General features: G+C 65.9%; 18 protein-coding genes. 13 read left to right on the plus strand and 5 right to left on the minus strand.

The features are described from left to right. Window positions 1-97: 97 nt before the first annotated feature. From LFT44_RS01530 to LFT44_RS01565, 8 genes are all read left to right on the plus strand, one after another. A complete protein-coding gene (locus LFT44_RS01530; RefSeq protein WP_236800702.1) occupies window positions 98-1,396 on the plus strand; it encodes an ABC transporter substrate-binding protein in 1,299 nt (432 codons plus the stop codon). Window positions 1,397-1,495: 99 nt separating this feature from the next. Continuing rightward, entirely contained in the window at window positions 1,496-2,449 is a 954-nt protein-coding gene (locus LFT44_RS01535; RefSeq protein ID WP_236800704.1) for a carbohydrate ABC transporter permease, read from the plus strand. Then, complete coding sequence (locus LFT44_RS01540) at window positions 2,446-3,324, plus strand: carbohydrate ABC transporter permease (RefSeq protein WP_236800706.1); 879 nt, start codon at window positions 2,446-2,448, stop codon at window positions 3,322-3,324. The genes LFT44_RS01535 and LFT44_RS01540 overlap by 4 nt, the downstream gene beginning before the upstream one ends. Before the next feature lie 10 nt (window positions 3,325-3,334). Further along, on the plus strand, window positions 3,335-4,483 hold the full coding sequence (gene dgoD / locus LFT44_RS01545) for a galactonate dehydratase (RefSeq protein ID WP_142131464.1): 1,149 nt from the start codon (window positions 3,335-3,337) through the stop codon (window positions 4,481-4,483). A 5-nt stretch (window positions 4,484-4,488) separates the two neighbouring features. After that, a complete protein-coding gene (locus LFT44_RS01550) occupies window positions 4,489-5,166 on the plus strand; it encodes a bifunctional 4-hydroxy-2-oxoglutarate aldolase/2-dehydro-3-deoxy-phosphogluconate aldolase (RefSeq protein ID WP_236800708.1) in 678 nt (225 codons plus the stop codon). Next, entirely contained in the window at window positions 5,163-6,203 is a 1,041-nt protein-coding gene (locus tag LFT44_RS01555; RefSeq protein WP_236800710.1) for a sugar kinase, read from the plus strand. Before LFT44_RS01550 ends, LFT44_RS01555 begins: the two co-directional genes overlap by 4 nt. 57 nt (window positions 6,204-6,260) lie before the next feature. Next, window positions 6,261-7,490 (plus strand): D-mannonate dehydratase ManD, encoded by a 1,230-nt coding sequence (gene manD, locus LFT44_RS01560; protein ID WP_236800711.1) that lies wholly within the window; start codon window positions 6,261-6,263, stop codon window positions 7,488-7,490. 45 nt (window positions 7,491-7,535) lie between these two features. Beyond that, window positions 7,536-8,360, plus strand: a complete 825-nt coding sequence (locus tag LFT44_RS01565; RefSeq protein WP_236800712.1) for a class I SAM-dependent methyltransferase — start codon at window positions 7,536-7,538, stop codon at window positions 8,358-8,360. A 31-nt stretch (window positions 8,361-8,391) separates the two neighbouring features. Here LFT44_RS01565 and LFT44_RS01570 read toward each other — a convergent pair whose 3' ends face one another. Beyond that, window positions 8,392-8,859, minus strand: a complete 468-nt coding sequence (locus LFT44_RS01570) for a MarR family winged helix-turn-helix transcriptional regulator (RefSeq protein ID WP_236802988.1) — start codon at window positions 8,857-8,859, stop codon at window positions 8,392-8,394. Between the two features lie 184 nt (window positions 8,860-9,043). Here LFT44_RS01570 and LFT44_RS01575 point away from each other — a divergent pair, with 184 nt between their 5' ends. From LFT44_RS01575 to LFT44_RS01585, 3 genes are all read left to right on the plus strand, one after another. Next, the gene (locus LFT44_RS01575) at window positions 9,044-10,075 is read left to right on the plus strand and encodes a bile acid:sodium symporter family protein (RefSeq protein WP_236800713.1); all 1,032 of its coding nucleotides are present in this window, start codon (window positions 9,044-9,046) and stop codon (window positions 10,073-10,075) included. Between the two features lie 123 nt (window positions 10,076-10,198). After that, window positions 10,199-12,664: a molybdopterin oxidoreductase family protein gene (locus tag LFT44_RS01580; protein ID WP_236800714.1), complete on the plus strand. Its 2,466-nt coding sequence runs from the start codon at window positions 10,199-10,201 to the stop codon at window positions 12,662-12,664. Then, window positions 12,661-13,143, plus strand: a complete 483-nt coding sequence (locus tag LFT44_RS01585; protein WP_236800715.1) for a hypothetical protein — start codon at window positions 12,661-12,663, stop codon at window positions 13,141-13,143. Before LFT44_RS01580 ends, LFT44_RS01585 begins: the two co-directional genes overlap by 4 nt. 9 nt (window positions 13,144-13,152) lie before the next feature. Here LFT44_RS01585 and LFT44_RS01590 read toward each other — a convergent pair whose 3' ends face one another. Beyond that, window positions 13,153-13,935 carry a MerR family transcriptional regulator gene (locus LFT44_RS01590; RefSeq protein WP_236800717.1) on the minus strand — a complete coding sequence of 261 codons (783 nt, stop codon included), beginning with the start codon at window positions 13,933-13,935 and terminating at the stop codon, window positions 13,153-13,155. Window positions 13,936-14,001: 66 nt separating this feature from the next. Next, on the minus strand, window positions 14,002-14,301 hold the full coding sequence (locus tag LFT44_RS01595; RefSeq protein ID WP_018772148.1) for a DUF4193 domain-containing protein: 300 nt from the start codon (window positions 14,299-14,301) through the stop codon (window positions 14,002-14,004). Window positions 14,302-14,512: 211 nt separating this feature from the next. On the opposite strand from LFT44_RS01595, the gene LFT44_RS01600 reads away from it, so the two are divergent. Together LFT44_RS01600 and LFT44_RS01605 are read left to right on the plus strand one after the other, a co-directional pair. Beyond that, on the plus strand, window positions 14,513-15,133 hold the full coding sequence (locus LFT44_RS01600) for a TetR/AcrR family transcriptional regulator (RefSeq protein WP_236800718.1): 621 nt from the start codon (window positions 14,513-14,515) through the stop codon (window positions 15,131-15,133). Continuing rightward, entirely contained in the window at window positions 15,130-16,179 is a 1,050-nt protein-coding gene (locus tag LFT44_RS01605; RefSeq protein ID WP_236800719.1) for a DMT family transporter, read from the plus strand. The genes LFT44_RS01600 and LFT44_RS01605 overlap by 4 nt, the downstream gene beginning before the upstream one ends. Here LFT44_RS01605 and LFT44_RS01610 read toward each other — a convergent pair. Further along, window positions 16,090-16,386, minus strand: a complete 297-nt coding sequence (locus LFT44_RS01610; protein ID WP_236800720.1) for a DUF3040 domain-containing protein — start codon at window positions 16,384-16,386, stop codon at window positions 16,090-16,092. The genes LFT44_RS01605 and LFT44_RS01610 overlap by 90 nt on opposite strands. 108 nt (window positions 16,387-16,494) lie before the next feature. Next, on the minus strand, window positions 16,495-17,019 hold the full coding sequence (locus LFT44_RS01615) for a DUF488 domain-containing protein (RefSeq protein ID WP_236800721.1): 525 nt from the start codon (window positions 17,017-17,019) through the stop codon (window positions 16,495-16,497). Window positions 17,020-17,066 lie beyond the last annotated feature (47 nt).

The raw sequence follows: 17,066 nt of genomic DNA on the forward strand, positions 1-17,066 counted from the left end.
TGCCTTATTTGTTTATGCTCGCTGAACACAACAGACGTAACGAGGCGTTTGTAAACGGTCCGCGGAGTTGCGGGCCCTGGAGGCAAAGGGAGTCGTAATGAAGCGACGTTCAATTGTGAAGTACGCGGCAGTTGCCGCAGCGATGTCGCTGGGGCTGACAGCCTGCAGCGGTGGCGGAGGTGGCAGCGACCAGGCCAAGGAGTCCGGCACGGTGCGGGTCACCTTGGCCAACCACGTATGGACTGAAGGCATCAAGGCCGCCATTCCGGAGTTCGAGAAGTCCAGCGGGCTCAAGGTCGAGCTCACGCAGCTCGGCGAGGACCAGCTCTCGGACCAGTACAACGTCAAGCTCAACGCAGGCAGCGACGAGATCGACGTGATGATGTACCGGCCGCTGCAGGAAGGCAAGGCCTTCGCCAAGAACGGCTACCTGGCGGACCTGACCAAGAACGTCTCCTCGGACTCGGGCTGGGACTGGAAGGACTACCAGGAAGGTCCCGTCAAGGCCACCACCGTTGACGGCAAGGTGGTTGGCGTTCCGATCATCACCGAACGCGAAGTCCTGTACTACCGCAAGGACCTGCTCCAGGCTGCCGGGCTCCAGGTCCCCAAGACCATGGAGGAACTCGAAGCGGCGGCCAAGGCCATCAAGGCTTCCTCCCCTGACACCGCCGGCTTCGTGGCCCGCACAGGCAAGTCCGCCGCGGTCACCCAGTTCTCCAGCTTCCTGTACAGCTTCGGCGGAGACTTTATGGACTCCAACGGCAAGGCCTCCGTCAACACTGACGCAGCCAAGAAGGCCTACGCCTACTACGGCGGCCTGATCAAGAACTACGGTCCCGCCAACGTCAGCACGGACATGAGCTGGCCTGAGGCGATGGCCATCTTCACCCAGGGCGGCGCCGCCTTCTACACCGAGGCCGATTCGCTCTACAAGAACGCCACCGATCCCGCCAAGTCCAAGGTTGCGGACAAAGTTGGCTTCGCTGCGCTGCCCGCCGGCCCCGCCGGTTCCAAGCCCTACAACATCCCCTCCTGGGCGCTGGGCGTGAACCAGAACTCCAGCAACCAGGACAACGCCTGGAAGTTCATCCAGTGGGCCACCAGCAAGGAGCGCACCCTGGCAGCCCAGAAGGCCGGCGTCCCCGGTCCCCGCACGTCCGTCTGGTCCAACCCTGACGGAACCTCCACCTACCCCAAGGACCTGGCTGACGCGATCGCCGCCAGCGCCAAGAACGGCGTGGGCCACGACCGGCCGGAGGTTGTCACGGTAGGCAAGGCACGTGAAATCGTGGGTGCGCCGATCGTCGCCACCATTACCGGCGCAGACACCGCAGCCGCGGCCAACGACGCCCAGACTGCTTTCCAGACCTTCCTGGACAGCGAAAAGAAGTAGGACGCCGGGCGCAGAAGCGCCCCACACCATCGCGCCGGGACGGCTCTCAATGGCCGTCCCGGCGCGGACCCACTTCACCCTCAAACTCTTAGGTGAACCATGTCTGTTTTGAACCCTCCCCGCAGTGCCCGCACACGCCGGGCCGGTGGCCCCGCAGGCGCCGGGGGGAACTTCTCCGCCTGGGCCAACCGGCACCGCAAATGGCTCTTCGCGGCCCCGGCCATGATCTTCGTCGGTGTGCTGATCATTTTTCCGCTTGCCTGGACCCTTTACCTCAGCCTTACCGACTCCCAAGGCTCCGTCCGGGCCGCCACCGAGTTCATCGGGCTGCAGAACTACCTCACGGTCCTCAGCGACACCGAGCGTTTCTGGCCCGCGGTGGGCCGCACCCTGGCCTTCACCGGCGTAGCCCTGGCCTTTGAAGTGGTGCTGGGCATGGGCATCGCGTTGCTCCTCTGGCGGCCGTTCCGGGGTGAAAAGTGGGTCCGCGTGGCCATCCTGTTGCCGCTGGTGGCAACCCCTGTGGCCGTCGGCATGATGTGGCGGCTGATCTTCGACCCCAACATCGGCTTCGTCAACCAGCTCCTGGGCATGGTGGGCATCCCGCCCCAGCCGTGGCTGTCCGGCCAGGACACTGCCCTGGGCACCACCATCTTCATGGACGTCTGGCAGTGGACCCCCATGGTGGTCCTGATCCTGCTGGCCGGCCTGACCTCGCTGTCCGACGAACCGGACGAGGCCGCACGCGTGGACGGTGCCAACGCCTTCCAGCGCTTCTTCTACATCACCCTGCCCCTCATGATGCCCACCGTGATCGTGGCCATCCTGCTGCGCGGCATCGATGCCCTGAAGACCTTCGACATCCTTTACGCCACCAAGGGCAAGGGCGGCGGCTCGTTCCACGAAGTGGAAACGCTGAACGTCTACGCCTACGGACTGAGCTTCGACTACAACCAGTACGGGCTCTCCTCGGCGGTGCTGATCCTGTTCTTCATGATCATCATCGGTTCCATGTGGCTGCTCACCATGCGCAAGAAAGCGGTAAGCAAATGACCGTCATGACAGACTCCGCCGCCACCACCGCGGACAACCAGCCCCGCCGCCGCCGCAAGCCCCTGGCCACCCGCGCCTACAAAGTGTTCCGCGTGGTGGCGCTGGTCCTGGTGGTGCTGTTCCTGCTGGCCCCGCTGTTCTGGATGCTCCTGGCGTCGCTGAAGACCAACGTGGACATCTACGACACCGCCAAGGCCTTCATCTTCTCGCCCACTTTCGAGAACTACGCCAACGTGCTGCAGCGCAACAACTACTTCGTCTTTGTGGTCAACAGCTTCTGGGTGGCTTTCGTCTCCACTGCGCTGTCGATCGTCCTGGGCGTCCCGGCTGCCTACGCGATGAGCCGGTTCACCATGCACCGCTCCGCGCTGGTGGTCCTGATGGCCCGCGTCATCCCGGGCGTCTCACTCCTGGTTCCCTGGTACTACGTCTTCTCCAACCTGCGGATGGTTGGCAAGTTCGAGGTGCTGATCCTCAGCCACATGTTCGTGGCGCTCCCGCTGATCGTGTACATCATGATGAGCTACTTCGATTCCCTGCCGCTGGAGCTGGAGGAGTCGGCAGAGGTGGACGGCCTTACGCCGATCGGGGCGTTCCGGCTGATCACGCTTCCGCTGGCGGTGTCCGGCATCGCCACGGCCGGCATCCTGTCCTTCATCTTCTCGTGGAACAACTTCATGTTCGCGCTGGTGCTCTCCGGTGCCAAGACCAAGACGCTGCCGGTGGCGATCTTCGACTTCGTCTCCTACGCCAGCATCGACTGGGGCGGGCTGATGGCCGCGGCGACAGTCGTGACCATCCCCATCATGATCATCGCGCTCTTCACGCAGAAGTACATCGTCTCCGGCCTGACGGCCGGCGCAACCAAGGGTTAGGAACCGCCGCGTGACCGTCATCAGCCGGATCGAAACATTCCTGGTCCCGCCCCGCTGGCTCTTTGTCCGGGTGGAGACCGAAAGCGGCATCGTGGGGTGGGGCGAGGCAACCTGCGAGGGCCGCAGCGAAACTGTGCGCACCGCCGTCGAGCAACTCTCGGAACTGCTCATTGGCAGGGACGCCCTCCGGATTGAAGACCACTGGCAGGTGATGACCAAGGGGTCCTTCTACCGGGGCGGACCCATCCTGGCCAGCGCCGTTTCCGGCCTGGACCAGGCCCTCTGGGACATCGCCGGCAAGCACTTCAACACCCCTGTGCACCAGCTCCTGGGCGGCCACGTCCGCGACCGGATCCGGATGTACGGCTGGGTGGGCGGTGACGAACCGAATGAGGTGGCCGACCAGATCAGCGCCCAGCTGGAGGTGGGCCTCACGGCCGTGAAAATGAACGCCAGCGGCCGGATGAGCCCGGTGGCCTCGGTGGCGGAGATCGACGGCGTCATCCGCCGTGTTGCCGCGGCGCGCCAGGTCCTGGGCGACCACCGGGACGTGGCCGTGGACTTCCACGGCCGCTTCAGCCTGGCCAACGCCAAACGGGTGGCACCCCTGCTGGAGCCTTTCCGGCCCTTCTTCCTCGAAGAGCCGGTGGTCCCGGAGAACACCCACCTGCTGCGGGAATTCACCTCCTCCACCACCACGCCGGTGTCCACAGGGGAGCGGCTGTACAACCGGCAGGAGTTCCTGCCCGCCCTGCAGGCCGGTATTGCCGTGGCGCAGCCGGACCTCTCGCACGCCGGCGGCATCACCGAGGTCCGCAAGATCGCCGCCCTGGCCGAGGTCTACGAAGTCCAGCTGGCACCGCATTGCCCGCTGGGACCTCTGGCGCTCGCCGCCTGCCTCCAGGTCGGTTTTGCCACGCCCAACTTCCTCATCCAGGAGCAAAGCATCGGCATCCACTACAACCAGGGCGCCGAAGTCCTCGACTACGTGGTGGACAAGACCCCCTTCAAGTTCGTGAACGGCCACATCGAACGGCTCACCGGACCCGGGTTGGGCATCGAAATCGATGAAGCCGTGGTCCGGGCAGCGGACAAGCGCGGCCACGCCTGGCGCGGTCCGGTGTGGCGCCACCCCGACGGATCCTTCGCAGAATGGTGAACCCTATGACATCCCAGAATCCAGCCGTTACCCCTGCCAGCCTGCTGGCCGGCATCCGGCAGGCCCGCCTTGTCGGCATTGTCCGCGGGAACGACGGCGGTGCTGCCGCCAAGGCCGCGCTGGCGGCAATGGAGGAGGGTTTCCAGTACGTGGAGATTGCCCTCACCACGCCCAACGCGCTGGAGGCCATCCGTGAGGTCCGCGCGGCTGCCCCGGCCGGCTGCCTGGTGGGCGCCGGCACCGTCCTCAGCGAGGCCGACGTCGAACGTGTCACCGCAGCCGGCGGCCAGTTCATCGTTACGCCCTCCCTGGCACCCTCGATCAGTGAGGCAGCTGCCGCCGGCATCCCGGTCCTGGCCGGGGCGCTGACGCCCAGCGAGGCCTATGAGGCGATGGAACGCGGCGCCACCGCCATCAAGCTGTTCCCGGCGTCCATCGGCGGGCCCGGCTACCTGAAGGCCGTGCGGGATCCCTTCCCGGACATCCCGTTCATCGCAGTGGGAGGGGTGGGGCTCAGTGAAGCCACCGGTTACTGGGAAGCCGGCGCCATCGCCGTTGGACTGGGCGGGCCCCTGTTCGGCACGTCAGCGTCAGGTGGGGACCTGACGGAAATGCGGGACCGCGCGCGCAGCTTCCTGGGCCTTGCTGCCGAATTCGCAGCCAGGACCGGTACCGGCTCATGACTGCTGGTACCGAATCCGCCCCGGACCGCCCCGCTCCGGTGGACCTGCTGACCTTCGGCGAATCCATGGTCTCGCTCCGATCAACAGGGCCCCTGGCCAACGGCGGCACGCTGAACATGCAGGTGGCCGGGGCGGAATCGAACGTTGCCATTGGCGTCGCACGCCTTGGCCACACTTCCGCCTGGGCCGGGTCTGTCGGCGCTGATCCGCACGGCGAATTCATCGTGAAGCAGTTACGGGGCGAGGGCGTCCGGCTGCACCACGGCGTCCATGCGGAGCGCAGCACCGGGGTGATGTTCCTGGAACAGCGCACCGCCGACCTCAGCAGGGCCTTCTACTACCGTGCCGGTTCGGCGGGGGCCACCATTTCACGTCATCATGTGGCCGCCGCGCTGGACCAGGGCGCCCGGATCCTGCACCTGACCGGCATCACGCCTGCACTTAGTGCCGAGGCGCGGGACGCCGCGGAGTACGCCGCCGGACGAGCTGCCACCGAAGGGATGGTGGTCTCCCTCGATGTCAATTACCGCAGCAAGCTCTGGTCCCGGGACCAGGCACGGGCGGTGCTGGGACCCTTGGCGCGGCACGCCACCATCGTTGTGGCGTCCGACGACGAACTGGACCTGATTGCCCCACCCCAGGCGGGGAGCGGCGCGGCAGGGCGTCCGGGCGATACCGGCGCCAGCGACGAAGCCACTGCCGACGTAGAGGCTTGTGCAGCCAGGGGGCTGCTGGAGGCCGGAGTCCGGGAAGTGGTGGTAAAGCGGGGCGCCGCGGGCGCCGCCGTCTATACAGCCGAGGGCCTTCTCGAAGTGCCCGCCCTCGCCGTGACCTGCCTGGACACCGTCGGGGCCGGCGACGCATTCACCGCCGGCTACCTTTCGGCTCTGCTCGGCGGTGCAGAAGTTCCCGAACGCCTGCACCGCGGCATCCTTGCCGGCGCCTTCGCAGTCAGCACCCGCGGCGACTGGGAAGGGCTGCCCCGTCCCGATGAACTTGCCCTGCTCGATGCCGCCAGGGGCAGCACCCAGCGCTGACCCCCGCCGGGCACATAATTCCCACAGGTCCTGCCAACTCCAACCCGAAAGCCAGCCATGAAGATTGTCGCCGCTGATGTGTTTGTGACCAGTCCCTCACGGAACTTCGTCACCCTCCGGATCACCACTGAGGATGGGGTGACCGGTATTGGTGACGCCACGCTGAACGGTCGCGAGCTGGCGGTTGCCGCGTATCTGCGGGAGCATGTGGCGCAGTTGTTGATTGGGAAGGATCCGCATCGGATTGAGGATACGTGGCAGTTCCTGTACCGGAGTGCGTATTGGCGGCGGGGTCCGGTGACGATGGCGGCGATCGCTGCGGTGGATATGGCGTTGTGGGATATCAAGGGCAAGCTGGCGGGGATGCCGGTGTATCAGCTCCTCGGTGGTGCTTCCCGGAGTGGGTTGCGGGCGTATGGGCATGCGTCGGGGGCCGATATTGAGTCGTTGTTTGATTCGGTGCGCGAGCATTTGGAGTTGGGGTATAAGTCGATCCGGATCCAGACGGCGGTGCCGGGGATCAAGGCTGTGTATGGGGTGGCGGCGCAGGCGCAGGCGTCGGGGGAGCGGTATGACTATGAGCCGGCGGGGCGCGGTGCGTTCCCGGTGGAGGAGGACTGGGACACCAGGGCGTATTTGCGGCACCTGCCGGGGGTGTTTGAGGCGGTGCGGAATGAGTTCGGTCCGGAGATCCCGTTGTTGCATGATGGGCATCACCGGATGACGCCGATCCAGGCGGCGAAGCTGGGCAAGGCGTTGGAGCCGTATGACCTGTTCTGGTTGGAGGACTGCACGCCGGCGGAGAACCAGGAAGGGCTGCGCCTGGTGCGCCAGCACACCATTACGCCGCTGGCGATCGGGGAGATCTTTAATACGGTGTGGGATTACCAGACGCTGATCAAGGAGCAGCTGATTGATTATGTGCGGGCGGCGTCCACGCACTTTGGCGGGATCTCCCCGTTGAAGAAGGTGATGGATTTCGCGGCGCAGTACCAGATCAAGTCCGGTTTCCATGGGCCGACGGATATTTCCCCGGTGGGGTTCGCGGCGCAGCTGCACGTGGGGTTGGCCATCCATAACTACGGGATCCAGGAGTACATGCAGCACTCGGTGAAGACCAACGAGGTGTTCGAGCAGTCCATGACGTTCGTGGACGGGTACCTGCACCCGGGCGACAAGCCGGGCATCGGCGTGGAATTCAACGAAGAAGCCGCCGCCGCTTACCCGTACCAGCAGGCCTACCTGCCCTACAACCGCCTCGTCGACGGCACCGTCCACGACTGGTAGGCCCTTCCCGTTGACCCCGCCGCCAGCCGGTGTGAGGATGGCGCCATGAACCAGATCGCCGCCTTCTACACCGGCCCCGGGAGGCTTGTAGCGGCCATCAGCGCTGCCCTGGACGCGGCCGGTGTGGACCGCGCAACGCTGCGGCCGGCCGATCTCGCTGCTGTTGACGAGTTCCACATCCGTGGCCGCAGGGCAACCCTGGAAATCGTGGAAGCACTCGGACTCACAGCCCAGTCCCATGTGCTTGACCTCGGCAGCGGACTGGGAGGTCCCGCGCGGACGCTCGCCGAGCTGACAGGGTGCACCGTCACCGGTGTCGACCTCACCCCGGAATTCTGCCAGGTGGCGGCCGCGCTCTCGGAATGGACAGGCCTGTCCCACCGCACCCGTTTCCAGGTGGGGGACGCAACAGCCACCGGTCTTCCCGACGGGTCCGTCGACGCGTCACTAAGTGTGCATGTGGCCATGAACATCCCCAACAAGCACGCGCTCTATGCGGAAGCCTTCCGGGTCCTTCGGCCGGGCGGCCGGTTCGTGGTTTATGACGTTCTGCAGGGTGAAGGCGGGGCAGTGCACTACCCGGTGCCGTGGGCTGCTGGCCCCTCGACAAGCTTTCCCGCGACCCTGGAAGACATGCTCGAACTCCTCCCCGCGGCAGGTTTTGATGTGATCTCGGAAGTCGACTCGTCGGACGAGAGCCTTGCCTGGTTCCAGCAGATGCTCGCCAAAATCCAGCGGGACGGGCCGCCACCAGTGACCTTCGCGACCTTCCTTGGCGAGAGCTTCGCTCAGATGACTGCCAATCAGGTAGCCAACCTCGCCGAACGGCGCATCCGGACCGTCATGTTCGTGTGCTCAAGGCCGTCCTGACGGGTTGGAAACCTTTGAAGCCGGGCGGCGTCTACTCCGCAGCACCCCACAGCGCTTTACGGAGCAGTCGCTTCAACTCCTGCGACTCCTCCCCGGACAGCACCGCAAGCTGATTCAGCTCCGCAACATCCATGGCAGCGCGGGCCTTGGCGTGCATCTTCCGCCCCTCCGCGGTGGAGACGATGATTTTGGCCCGTCGGTCCTGCTTTCCCTGCGCGCGCTCCACAAGGCCCCGCCATTCCAGGTCGTCCACCAGCGTGGACACTTGGCCCGGCTCAAGGTTCAGGAACTCGGCGACCTCGCGCGGAGTCGGCTCAAGTCCACTGCAAGCCAGCGCCAGGATGGAGAAGGAACGCTCGCGGAGTGCAAAGTCTGCCAGTGCCCGTTTGTTGAGTCCTGCTCCCCTTTCATGCAGCCGGGCGAGCAGGACGCCCATGTCGCTGCCCATCCTGGATGCCGCGAGGCGCGGGGGCTGAATTTCGGTGCCCAAGGCGGCCATCACAACTCCGGTTTTGGTAAAACAATCGTCGACTTATCGAAGGATCCAAATTTTCATGAATCGCGGGTGGGAACCGACATCGGCAGAATCTCGGGCAGGCGGCAGCATGTGATGGGGCCCGCCGTTGTTACCGTTCACGGTCATCAATTGGCGGAACCATCCCAGCCGGTGCCAGCATGGTTGGATGCTTGAGGCAACTAAACCCCAGAATTCCCCGGATGGGGCACCCGTCAACCCTGCGCTGGAAGCGGAAAGCAGGATCGCCCGTATCGCCGTGACGGTGTTCCCCATCCTGGTGGTGGCCGCAGGCATCATCGGCTTCCTGCTCCCCGGAGTCTTCAAGCCCATTGCCCCCAGCGTTCCGTACCTGCTGGGCATCATCATGTTCTGCATGGGCCTGACGCTCACGCCACCCGACTTCGCCGCGGTGGCCAAGCGCCCGTGGGCGGTGGCCCTGGGCATCGTTGCCCACTACATCATCATGCCCGGAGCCGGCTGGCTGATCGCCGGGGCCCTCAACCTTGAGCCCGAGCTGGCCGTCGGCGTCATCCTGGTGGGCTGCGCCCCCTCCGGAACGGCCTCCAATGTGATGGCCTTCCTGGCCAAGGGCGATGTTGCCCTCTCCGTAGCGGTTGCCTCCGTTTCCACGATCATCGCACCGATCGTCACCCCGCTGCTGGTCCTGTTCCTGGCCGGTTCGTACCTTCAGATTGATGCGGCCGGCATGGTGGGGGACATCGTTAAGACCGTGCTGCTGCCGGTGGTTGCCGGCCTCCTCGCCCGGCTGTTCCTCAAGAAGCTCGTCGCGAAGGTGCTGCCGGCACTGCCGTGGGCGTCCGCCGTCGTGATCTCCCTGATCGTGGCCATCGTGGTGGCCGGCAGCGCCAGCAAGATCATCAGCGCCGGGGCCATTGTGTTCCTCGCCGTGGTGCTGCACAACGGCTTCGGGCTGGGCCTGGGTTACCTGGCCGGCAAGCTGGGCCGGCTGGACGACAAGGCCCGGCGTGCCCTTGCCTTCGAGGTGGGCATGCAGAACTCGGGCCTGGCCGCCACGCTGGCCACTGCGCACTTCACCCCGCTGGCCGCACTCCCGTCCGCCGTGTTCTCGCTGTGGCACAACATCTCCGGCGCCATCGTGGCTGCCTGGCTGGCCCGGCGTCCGCTCCAGGACAAGCGCGAAGACAGGACAAGCGCCAGCCTCACAAAACAGGCCTGACCACCGCGATCACCTGTCCACTCACAGGAAAAGCCCGTTTCCCCTCCCCGATTGTGGGTACAGAATCGGGTGGGACAACGTCGTCTTACGCGGTCCCGCCAGTTCCGGACAGGAGATGGACAGATGACTCGGATTGACCGAATAGCTGAACCATGGGGGACAAGGACGCCGTACGGCAGCGGCGGTGATTGGCCGGTCAGGGTGGACACGCACCTGGCCGAGGGGGTGGCTCCGGAGGACGTGGACCGGTGGGTCCAGACGGCGTCGCTCCTCCACTCAAACGGTGACGCCATGGATATCGCCGTCAAGGACAACCGGATCGTCGGGGTGCGCGGCCGGGCCGTGGACCGCGTCAACCACGGCCGGCTGGGCCCGAAGGACCTGTACGGCTGGCAGGCCAACGCGTCCCCTGACCGCCTCACCAAACCCCTTGTCCGCGAGGGCGGAAAACTGGTGGAAACCGACTGGGACACCGCCATGCAGCGCGTGGTGGACCGTTCCAAGGCGCTGCTCGCGGAACAGGGCCCCAGCGCCATCGGCTTCTACACCACCGGGCAGCTGTTTTCGGAGGAGTACTACACCCTGGGCGCGATTGCACACGGCGGGATCGGCACCAATCACGTGGACGGCAACACCAGGCTCTGCACGGCCACGGCGGGTGAAGCGCTCAAGGAGTCGTTCGGCTGCGACGGCCAGCCCGGCTCCTACACCGACGTCGACCATGCGGACGTGATCGCCCTCTACGGGCACAACGTGGCGGAGACCCAGACCGTCCTGTGGACCAGGATGCTGGACCGCCTGGCCGGGCCCAACCCGCCCAAGATCATCTGCGTGGACCCCCGCATGACACCCGTGGCCAAGGCTGCCACGCTGCATTTGGCCCCGCGTCCGGGCACGAACGTGGCGCTGATGAACGGCATCCTGCACGAGATCATCAGCAACGGCTGGGTGGACCACGAGTACATCAACGCGCACACCGTGGGTTTTGCCGAGCTCGAAAAAGAGGTCAAGAACTATCCGCCCGCGCTGGTGGCAGAAATCTGCGGCGTCCCCGCGGAGCTGATCTCCGAGGCCGCGAGCATCATCGGCCACGCCGAAAGGCTTCTGTCCACCGTCCTGCAGGGTTTCTACCAGTCCAACCAGGCCACCGCGGCTGCGGTCCAGGTCAACAACGTGAACATCATCCGGGGCATGCTGGGCAAGCCCGGCTGCGGCATCCTGCAGATGAACGGCCAGCCTACGGCAGAAAATACCCGGGAATGCGGGGCCGACGGCGACCTGGCCGCCTTCCGGAACTGGTCCAACGACGCACACATCAAGGACCTCGCAAGGGTTTGGAACATCGACCCTATGTCCATCCCGCACTATTCTCCGCCCACCCACGTCATGCAGATGATGCGGTACGCGGAGGACGGCTCCATTCGGATGTTGTGGGTCAGCGGCACGAACCCCGCCGTCTCGCTGCCAGAGCTGGCACGTATCCGCGGAATCCTGGAACAGGAGCGGCTGTTCCTTGTGGTCCAGGACATCTTCCTGTCCGAGACCGCCCAGCTGGCCGACGTGGTGCTCCCAGCGGCCACGTGGGGTGAGAAGACCGGTACGTTCACCAACGTGGACCGCACCGTCCACCTTTCGGAGAAAGCTGTCGACCCGCCCGGCGAGGCCCGGCCCGACCTGGACATCTTCATCGACTATGCGCACCGGATGGGCCTGCAGGACAAGGACGGGCAGCCGCTGATCAAGTGGAATGATTCCGAGTCCGCCTTTGAAGCCTGGAAGGAATGCACCCGGGGGCGGCCCTGCGACTACACCGGCATCACCTACGACAAGCTGCGGGGCGGATCCGGCATCCAGTGGCCGTGCAATGAGGAGAACCCGGACGGCACGGAGCGGATCTACGCCGACGGGAAGTTCTGGGCGCACCCGGAGTACTGCGAAACCTACGGCCGCGACCTCATCACCGGAGCACCCGTGGACCCGTCCGAGTACAAGGCCCTCAACCCGGAGGGCAAGGCCATCATCAAGGCCGCCGAGTACATGCCGCCGCACGAGCTGCCCAGCCAGGACTTTCCACTACAGCTCATCACGGGCCGCACGCTCTACCAGTTCCACACGCGCACCAAGACGGGACGGGCACCGGAGCTGAACGCGGCGGCACCGGACGTCTGGGTTGAGTTGTCAGCGGACGACGCCGGCGCGTACGGGATTGCCGAGGGCGACCTTGCGGAGGTGGCGACGCCCCGTGGTTCCGTCCGTGCCAAGGTGCGGATCAGCGGCATCCGGAACGGCGTGCTTTTCCTGCCGTTCCATTACGGCTATTGGGACACCGACGGCGGCCACCAGCCGGACGGGGCGGGCCGGGCGGCGAACGAGCTGACCATTACCGACTGGGACGCCGCGTCCAAGCAGCCCATCTTCAAGACGGCAGCTGCGCGCGTCACCAGGGTTTCCGCCGGCGACGGTCCGTCCCCGGCACCCACCACCACAGCCTCGGCTCCGGTGGGCGGTTTTCCGGAAGGGGCCTCGACCAAGGGAATTCCGTCCGCGCTGGCCGATGAGGCTCCGCAGATCGCGGGAGGTGCACGATGAAATTCGGGCTTGTACTTGAGGAAATGCACCGGTCCGAAAACGACCTGGCGCACCATTTGTTGACCATCTCCGAACGGCACAAGGTGGACCACGAGGTCTATCACCTGGCCCGGGACCTGGCGCGCTGGTCACAGCAGCATGTCCGGGACATCGCCGCCATGGGCAAGAACTACGGGCTGGACCTTGACCCTGAGCCGCGGGACGAAATGGGATTGATGGAAACCATCCGCGAAAAGGGCAGCGAAATGGTGGGCCGGCGCCCCGAGACCGGCATGCTGCTGCTGCGGGACCTCAGGGAGCTCTACCTGAAGGCCTGCGGCGTATCGGCAGACTGGGAGCTGCTGGCCCAGGCTGCCCAGGGAATGAAGGACAAGAAGCTGCTGGGACTTGCCGGGAAGTGCCACCCCCAGACCATCCGCCAGATGAAGTGGGCCAATGGCAAGCTGAAGGAATCCGCCACGCAGGTCCTGGTCAGTTAGGGGAACCCGTCAGCTGACGGACCCGGCGGCGGCCTGGCCGGCGGCGCGGGCTTCCTGCAGGTGTGCCATCAGTGCCTGCAGCTGGTCCGCACTCCAAGGAAGCGGCCGGCTCAGTTCGGCGCTGTTCCCGTTCCACATGCTGCGGGCGGCGGCTTTGGTGCCCTCGCTGCTGTGGAACCTGGAACCCAGTTCATCCCAGCGGTGAACCAGCTCCCTGGCCTCCGGGCTGTTGGCCGGGACGCCGCCGTCGACCTGGCGCAGGCCTTCGTCGACCAGGCCCACCCACTCGGTTCTTGATTGATCGGTTGTTTCTTGCCCGAGCTGGCCGCGCCGCTCGTCGAGTTCCCGTCGTTGGTCCTCGGTGAAGTAGTTCTCAAACATGTTCATCCTTTCCAAGACAGTGGTGAAGTAGGCGGGGCCGGCATCCCCGTGATCGGTAAGGCGTCCCAGCAGATCCCTGATGGTCCGCTGGAGCTGCTCCAGCTGCAGGGCTTGCTCGCCCAAGGCGTTGAGCTGGCGCAGCAACAGCCTTGGCAGCGACTCCGCGTCCCCGCCGTCGGCCCCGTCCAACGCTGCAGCGATCCCACCAAGCGGCACCCCCAGGCTCCGCAGGGTTCGGATGCCGTAGAGGCGCCTCAGGTCCTGCTCCGTGTAGCGGCGGTGGCCTGAAGAGGTCCGGACGCTTGCCCGGAGGAGGCCGATGCTTTCGTAGTGGTGCAGCGCCCTGACGGTGACGCCGGTTGCGGCAGCCAGTTCGCCAATGCTCCAGATGCGCTCGTCCCGATCTTCCATACCGCCAACCGTAGGACCTGACGCGGCGTCAGGTTCAACCTCTGCCGGCAAGCCGCCGTCCCCCTGCTAGCCCTCACATTCCTTGCAGTACTTCTTGCCGTCTTTCTCCCGCGCCAACTGGCTGCGGTGGTGGACCAGGAAGCAGGACATACAGGTGAATTCGTCTGCCTGCACCGGGACCACCTGGATGAGGAGCTCCTCGTTGGAGAGGTCAGCGCCGGGCAGCTCAAAGCTGTCCGCGAGGTCCGTTTCGTCCATGTCGGGAGCGGCCTCCCGGCGGCCGGACTTATCGGACTTGAGCTCCTCCAGGGCGACGTTCGGCTCTTCCTCGGGAGTCACCCGCGGAGCGTCGTAGTCAACTGACATGTGGTGTGTTCTCCTGTCCAGGATTCGGTGCCCAGATTGTTCTGAACAGATCCACAACGCAGGACGCGCGCAACTAATTCCCATGGCCGCGGGTGGATTTCCGAGGACCTCATTCTAAAAATGAATACGGTGGTTGGCCGCCGCGTGGTGGTGACCGCGCCCCGATCCCGGGTAGTAGGTAGACTGGTATACCTACTACCCAAGGAGTCCCGTGACTGCTGCAGGCGTTCCGGTCACCCCTTCCACCGGCGTTGCGGCACGGCCGCGGCGCCCCGCCCGGGAGCTGCTGCTTGAGGCGGCTGCCCGCCTTTTCTATGCGAACGGCGTGGCCGCTACCGGAATCGATACCATCACCGCCGAAGCGGGCGTTGCCAAGAAGAGTCTCTACAACAACTTCAGCTCCAAGGCAGACCTGGTGGCGGGTTACCTCGAAGCCCGGCACGGGGAATGGCTGGGGCTCTACCGCAAGAGGCTGGAATCGGCCCACACCCCGCGTGAACAGGTGCTGGCAATCTTCGATGCGTACCTGGACCACGCCAACGTCGCATACCAGCACGGGTTCCGGGGCTGTGGGCTCCTCAATGCCGCAGCGGAGCTGCCCGCCGGGGATCCGGGCAGGGTCGCGGTGCGCCGCCACAAGGAGGAGGTGCAGCAACTCCTCGCGGAAAATGTGGCCACCCTGCTGCCCGGACAGCAGGAACGGACGCGGGTAACCGCCGCTCACCTGGCGTTCCTGCTCGAAGGCGCCATGGCCAGGGCAGGCCTGGAAGGAACCGGCGCACGCCTGAAGGAGGCGCGGCACATCGCCGGGCAACTGCTGGATGCCCTGTGAGCGGCAGGCAAAACCACCCGAAGGCCCAACTCTGGGGTGCCCTGGCCGTAGTGGCCGCATCGGTCCTCTGGGGCACCACTGGTACCGCTGCTACTTTCGCCCCAGGCGTGAGCCCGCTGGCCATCGGCGCTGCGGCGATGGGCCTGGGCGGTTTGCTGCAGGCCCTTTACGCGGCCCGTCATTTAGCGCGCCATTCGGCCGCCCTGCTGGAGCGGTGGCGCCTGGTGTCGCTTGGTGCGGTGGCCGTGGCTGTCTACCCGTTGGCCTTTTACACCTCGATGCACCTGTCCGGCGTAGCCGTGGGAACCGTTGTCTCTATTGGCTCCGCTCCGGTGGCGGCGGCCCTCATCGAACGCTTCGGGGACCGGAAACCCCTGAGCCGGCAATGGGTTCTCGGAGCCCTATTGGGAGTCGGCGGGGCGGCTTTGCTGTCCTTCGCCGGGCACGCACCGGCGGAATCAGCCTCCACAGGGGCGGGCGGCGATCCGTGGACCTCGACGGCGGGCATCCTCCTGGGGCTGCTGGCCGGCAGCACCTATGCCCTGTACTCCTGGGCCGCCCACCGGCTGACCGGCCAAGGGCTCACCGCCAGGGCCGCCATGGGTGCGGTGTTCGGGCTGGGCGGGCTCCTCTTGATGCCGGTCCTCGCGGCAACGGGCGGCCCGCTGCTGGAGTCCTGGCGCAGCGTCGGTGTGGGTGCCTACATGGCGGTGGTCCCGATGTTTGCCGGGTACCTTTTGTTTGGCTGGGGCCTTGCGCAGGTCGGGGCGAGCACAGCCACCAGCATTTCCCTGCTCGAAACGGTCGTGGCCGCCGTCCTGGCGGTGCTCGTGGTGGGCGAACGGCTTCCGGCACTTGGCTGGCTTGGCGCCGCCGTTGTCCTGGCCAGCCTGTTCATCCTCACGCCGCGGCGGAAGAGGCCCCGCCCGGGGCCGGGGCGCGTTGGACCAAAACTGTCAGCCGGTGGGCTGGCGCCCAGCGCTTCGGGCCAGCACAGTGGGGCCCAGCAGCAGGCAGGCGCCGAGCCCCAGCAACAGAATCCCTAGCACCACCGCTCCGGGCGCAGGGAGCCCCGCCCCGGCGATGATGAGCACCACGCCGATCAGGGCCGCTGCCATTCCAGGGAACAGTCCGGAGGGAAAACGGCGTGCGGGATAGCCGGACAGCAGCTCCATGGCCAGGTGGGGATCATCCGCGATCAGTCCCAGTTCCAGTTCCTTGAGCAGGCGTCGTTCCTCATCGGACATCGGCATGGCAGGCCCCTGTTTCCCTGGGAGGCGGTATCGATATTGACCGTAGGAGTGTTCTACCGGTTAGTCAATAGCACCAGAGGCAGTGAGCCGGGCCCCCGCGCGCCGGTGTTACCCGGCCACGTCGTAGCGCAGTTCATCCCCCATTACCCGCACGCCCTTGGTGGGTACATGCGGAACCGCCTTGCCCGGCGGCATCAGGTGCTCGACGGGCAGGCCGGCCAGCAGGAGGCAATGATCGGAAATGAGCCGGCGGTGGCAGCGCCACCAGACTGTTTCGCTGCACATGATCGCGGTCCGCGCCGCCTGCGAGCCGGCAACGAGTTCTGCAGCGGCGGCCAGGAAGTCCCCTGTGCGCATGTAACCGGCGTAGGCGCGGAACGATTCGTTCCGGAGGGCAGTATCGGGTGAGTCCGGGAGCAGCTTCCGGAACCCGCCCAGCCGTTTCTCCCAGCGGTAGCCGATGCCCGCGTCGGGCAGCCATTCCGCCATCATGTCCTTGCCGAAGTGCGGATGCTTGCGGCTGCCGGGCCCAATCCGCACGTCCACCAGCGATGTCACCCCCGCGCTCCCCAGCAGCGCGGTGAAGTCCGCCTGGGAGGCGGTGCCGTGACCTACCGTGAACAGGGTTTCCATCCCAGCCATCATAGGCAGGCGGATGGCGAGGGATCAGGCAGGCTGTG

It is taken from the genome of Arthrobacter sp. FW306-05-C (assembly GCF_021801725.1).
Classification (GTDB): Bacteria; Actinomycetota; Actinomycetes; order Actinomycetales; family Micrococcaceae; genus Arthrobacter.

Coding starts and splice junctions, on each gene's coding strand:
- LFT44_RS01585 (WP_236800715.1), top strand. CDS start 12,661: ATGAAATTCGGGCTTGTACTTGAGGAAATGCACCGGTCCGAAAACGAC.
- LFT44_RS01610 (WP_236800720.1), bottom strand. CDS start 16,386: ATGCCGATGTCCGATGAGGAACGACGCCTGCTCAAGGAACTGGAACTG.
- LFT44_RS01590 (WP_236800717.1), bottom strand. CDS start 13,935: ATGGAAGATCGGGACGAGCGCATCTGGAGCATTGGCGAACTGGCTGCC.
- LFT44_RS01570 (WP_236802988.1), bottom strand. CDS start 8,859: ATGGCCGCCTTGGGCACCGAAATTCAGCCCCCGCGCCTCGCGGCATCC.
- LFT44_RS01550 (WP_236800708.1), top strand. CDS start 4,489: ATGACATCCCAGAATCCAGCCGTTACCCCTGCCAGCCTGCTGGCCGGC.
- LFT44_RS01530 (WP_236800702.1), top strand. CDS start 98: ATGAAGCGACGTTCAATTGTGAAGTACGCGGCAGTTGCCGCAGCGATG.
- LFT44_RS01615 (WP_236800721.1), bottom strand. CDS start 17,019: ATGGAAACCCTGTTCACGGTAGGTCACGGCACCGCCTCCCAGGCGGAC.
- manD (WP_236800711.1), top strand. CDS start 6,261: ATGAAGATTGTCGCCGCTGATGTGTTTGTGACCAGTCCCTCACGGAAC.
- LFT44_RS01580 (WP_236800714.1), top strand. CDS start 10,199: ATGACTCGGATTGACCGAATAGCTGAACCATGGGGGACAAGGACGCCG.
- LFT44_RS01535 (WP_236800704.1), top strand. CDS start 1,496: ATGTCTGTTTTGAACCCTCCCCGCAGTGCCCGCACACGCCGGGCCGGT.
- LFT44_RS01555 (WP_236800710.1), top strand. CDS start 5,163: ATGACTGCTGGTACCGAATCCGCCCCGGACCGCCCCGCTCCGGTGGAC.
- LFT44_RS01575 (WP_236800713.1), top strand. CDS start 9,044: ATGCTTGAGGCAACTAAACCCCAGAATTCCCCGGATGGGGCACCCGTC.
- LFT44_RS01565 (WP_236800712.1), top strand. CDS start 7,536: ATGAACCAGATCGCCGCCTTCTACACCGGCCCCGGGAGGCTTGTAGCG.
- LFT44_RS01540 (WP_236800706.1), top strand. CDS start 2,446: ATGACCGTCATGACAGACTCCGCCGCCACCACCGCGGACAACCAGCCC.
- LFT44_RS01595 (WP_018772148.1), bottom strand. CDS start 14,301: ATGTCAGTTGACTACGACGCTCCGCGGGTGACTCCCGAGGAAGAGCCG.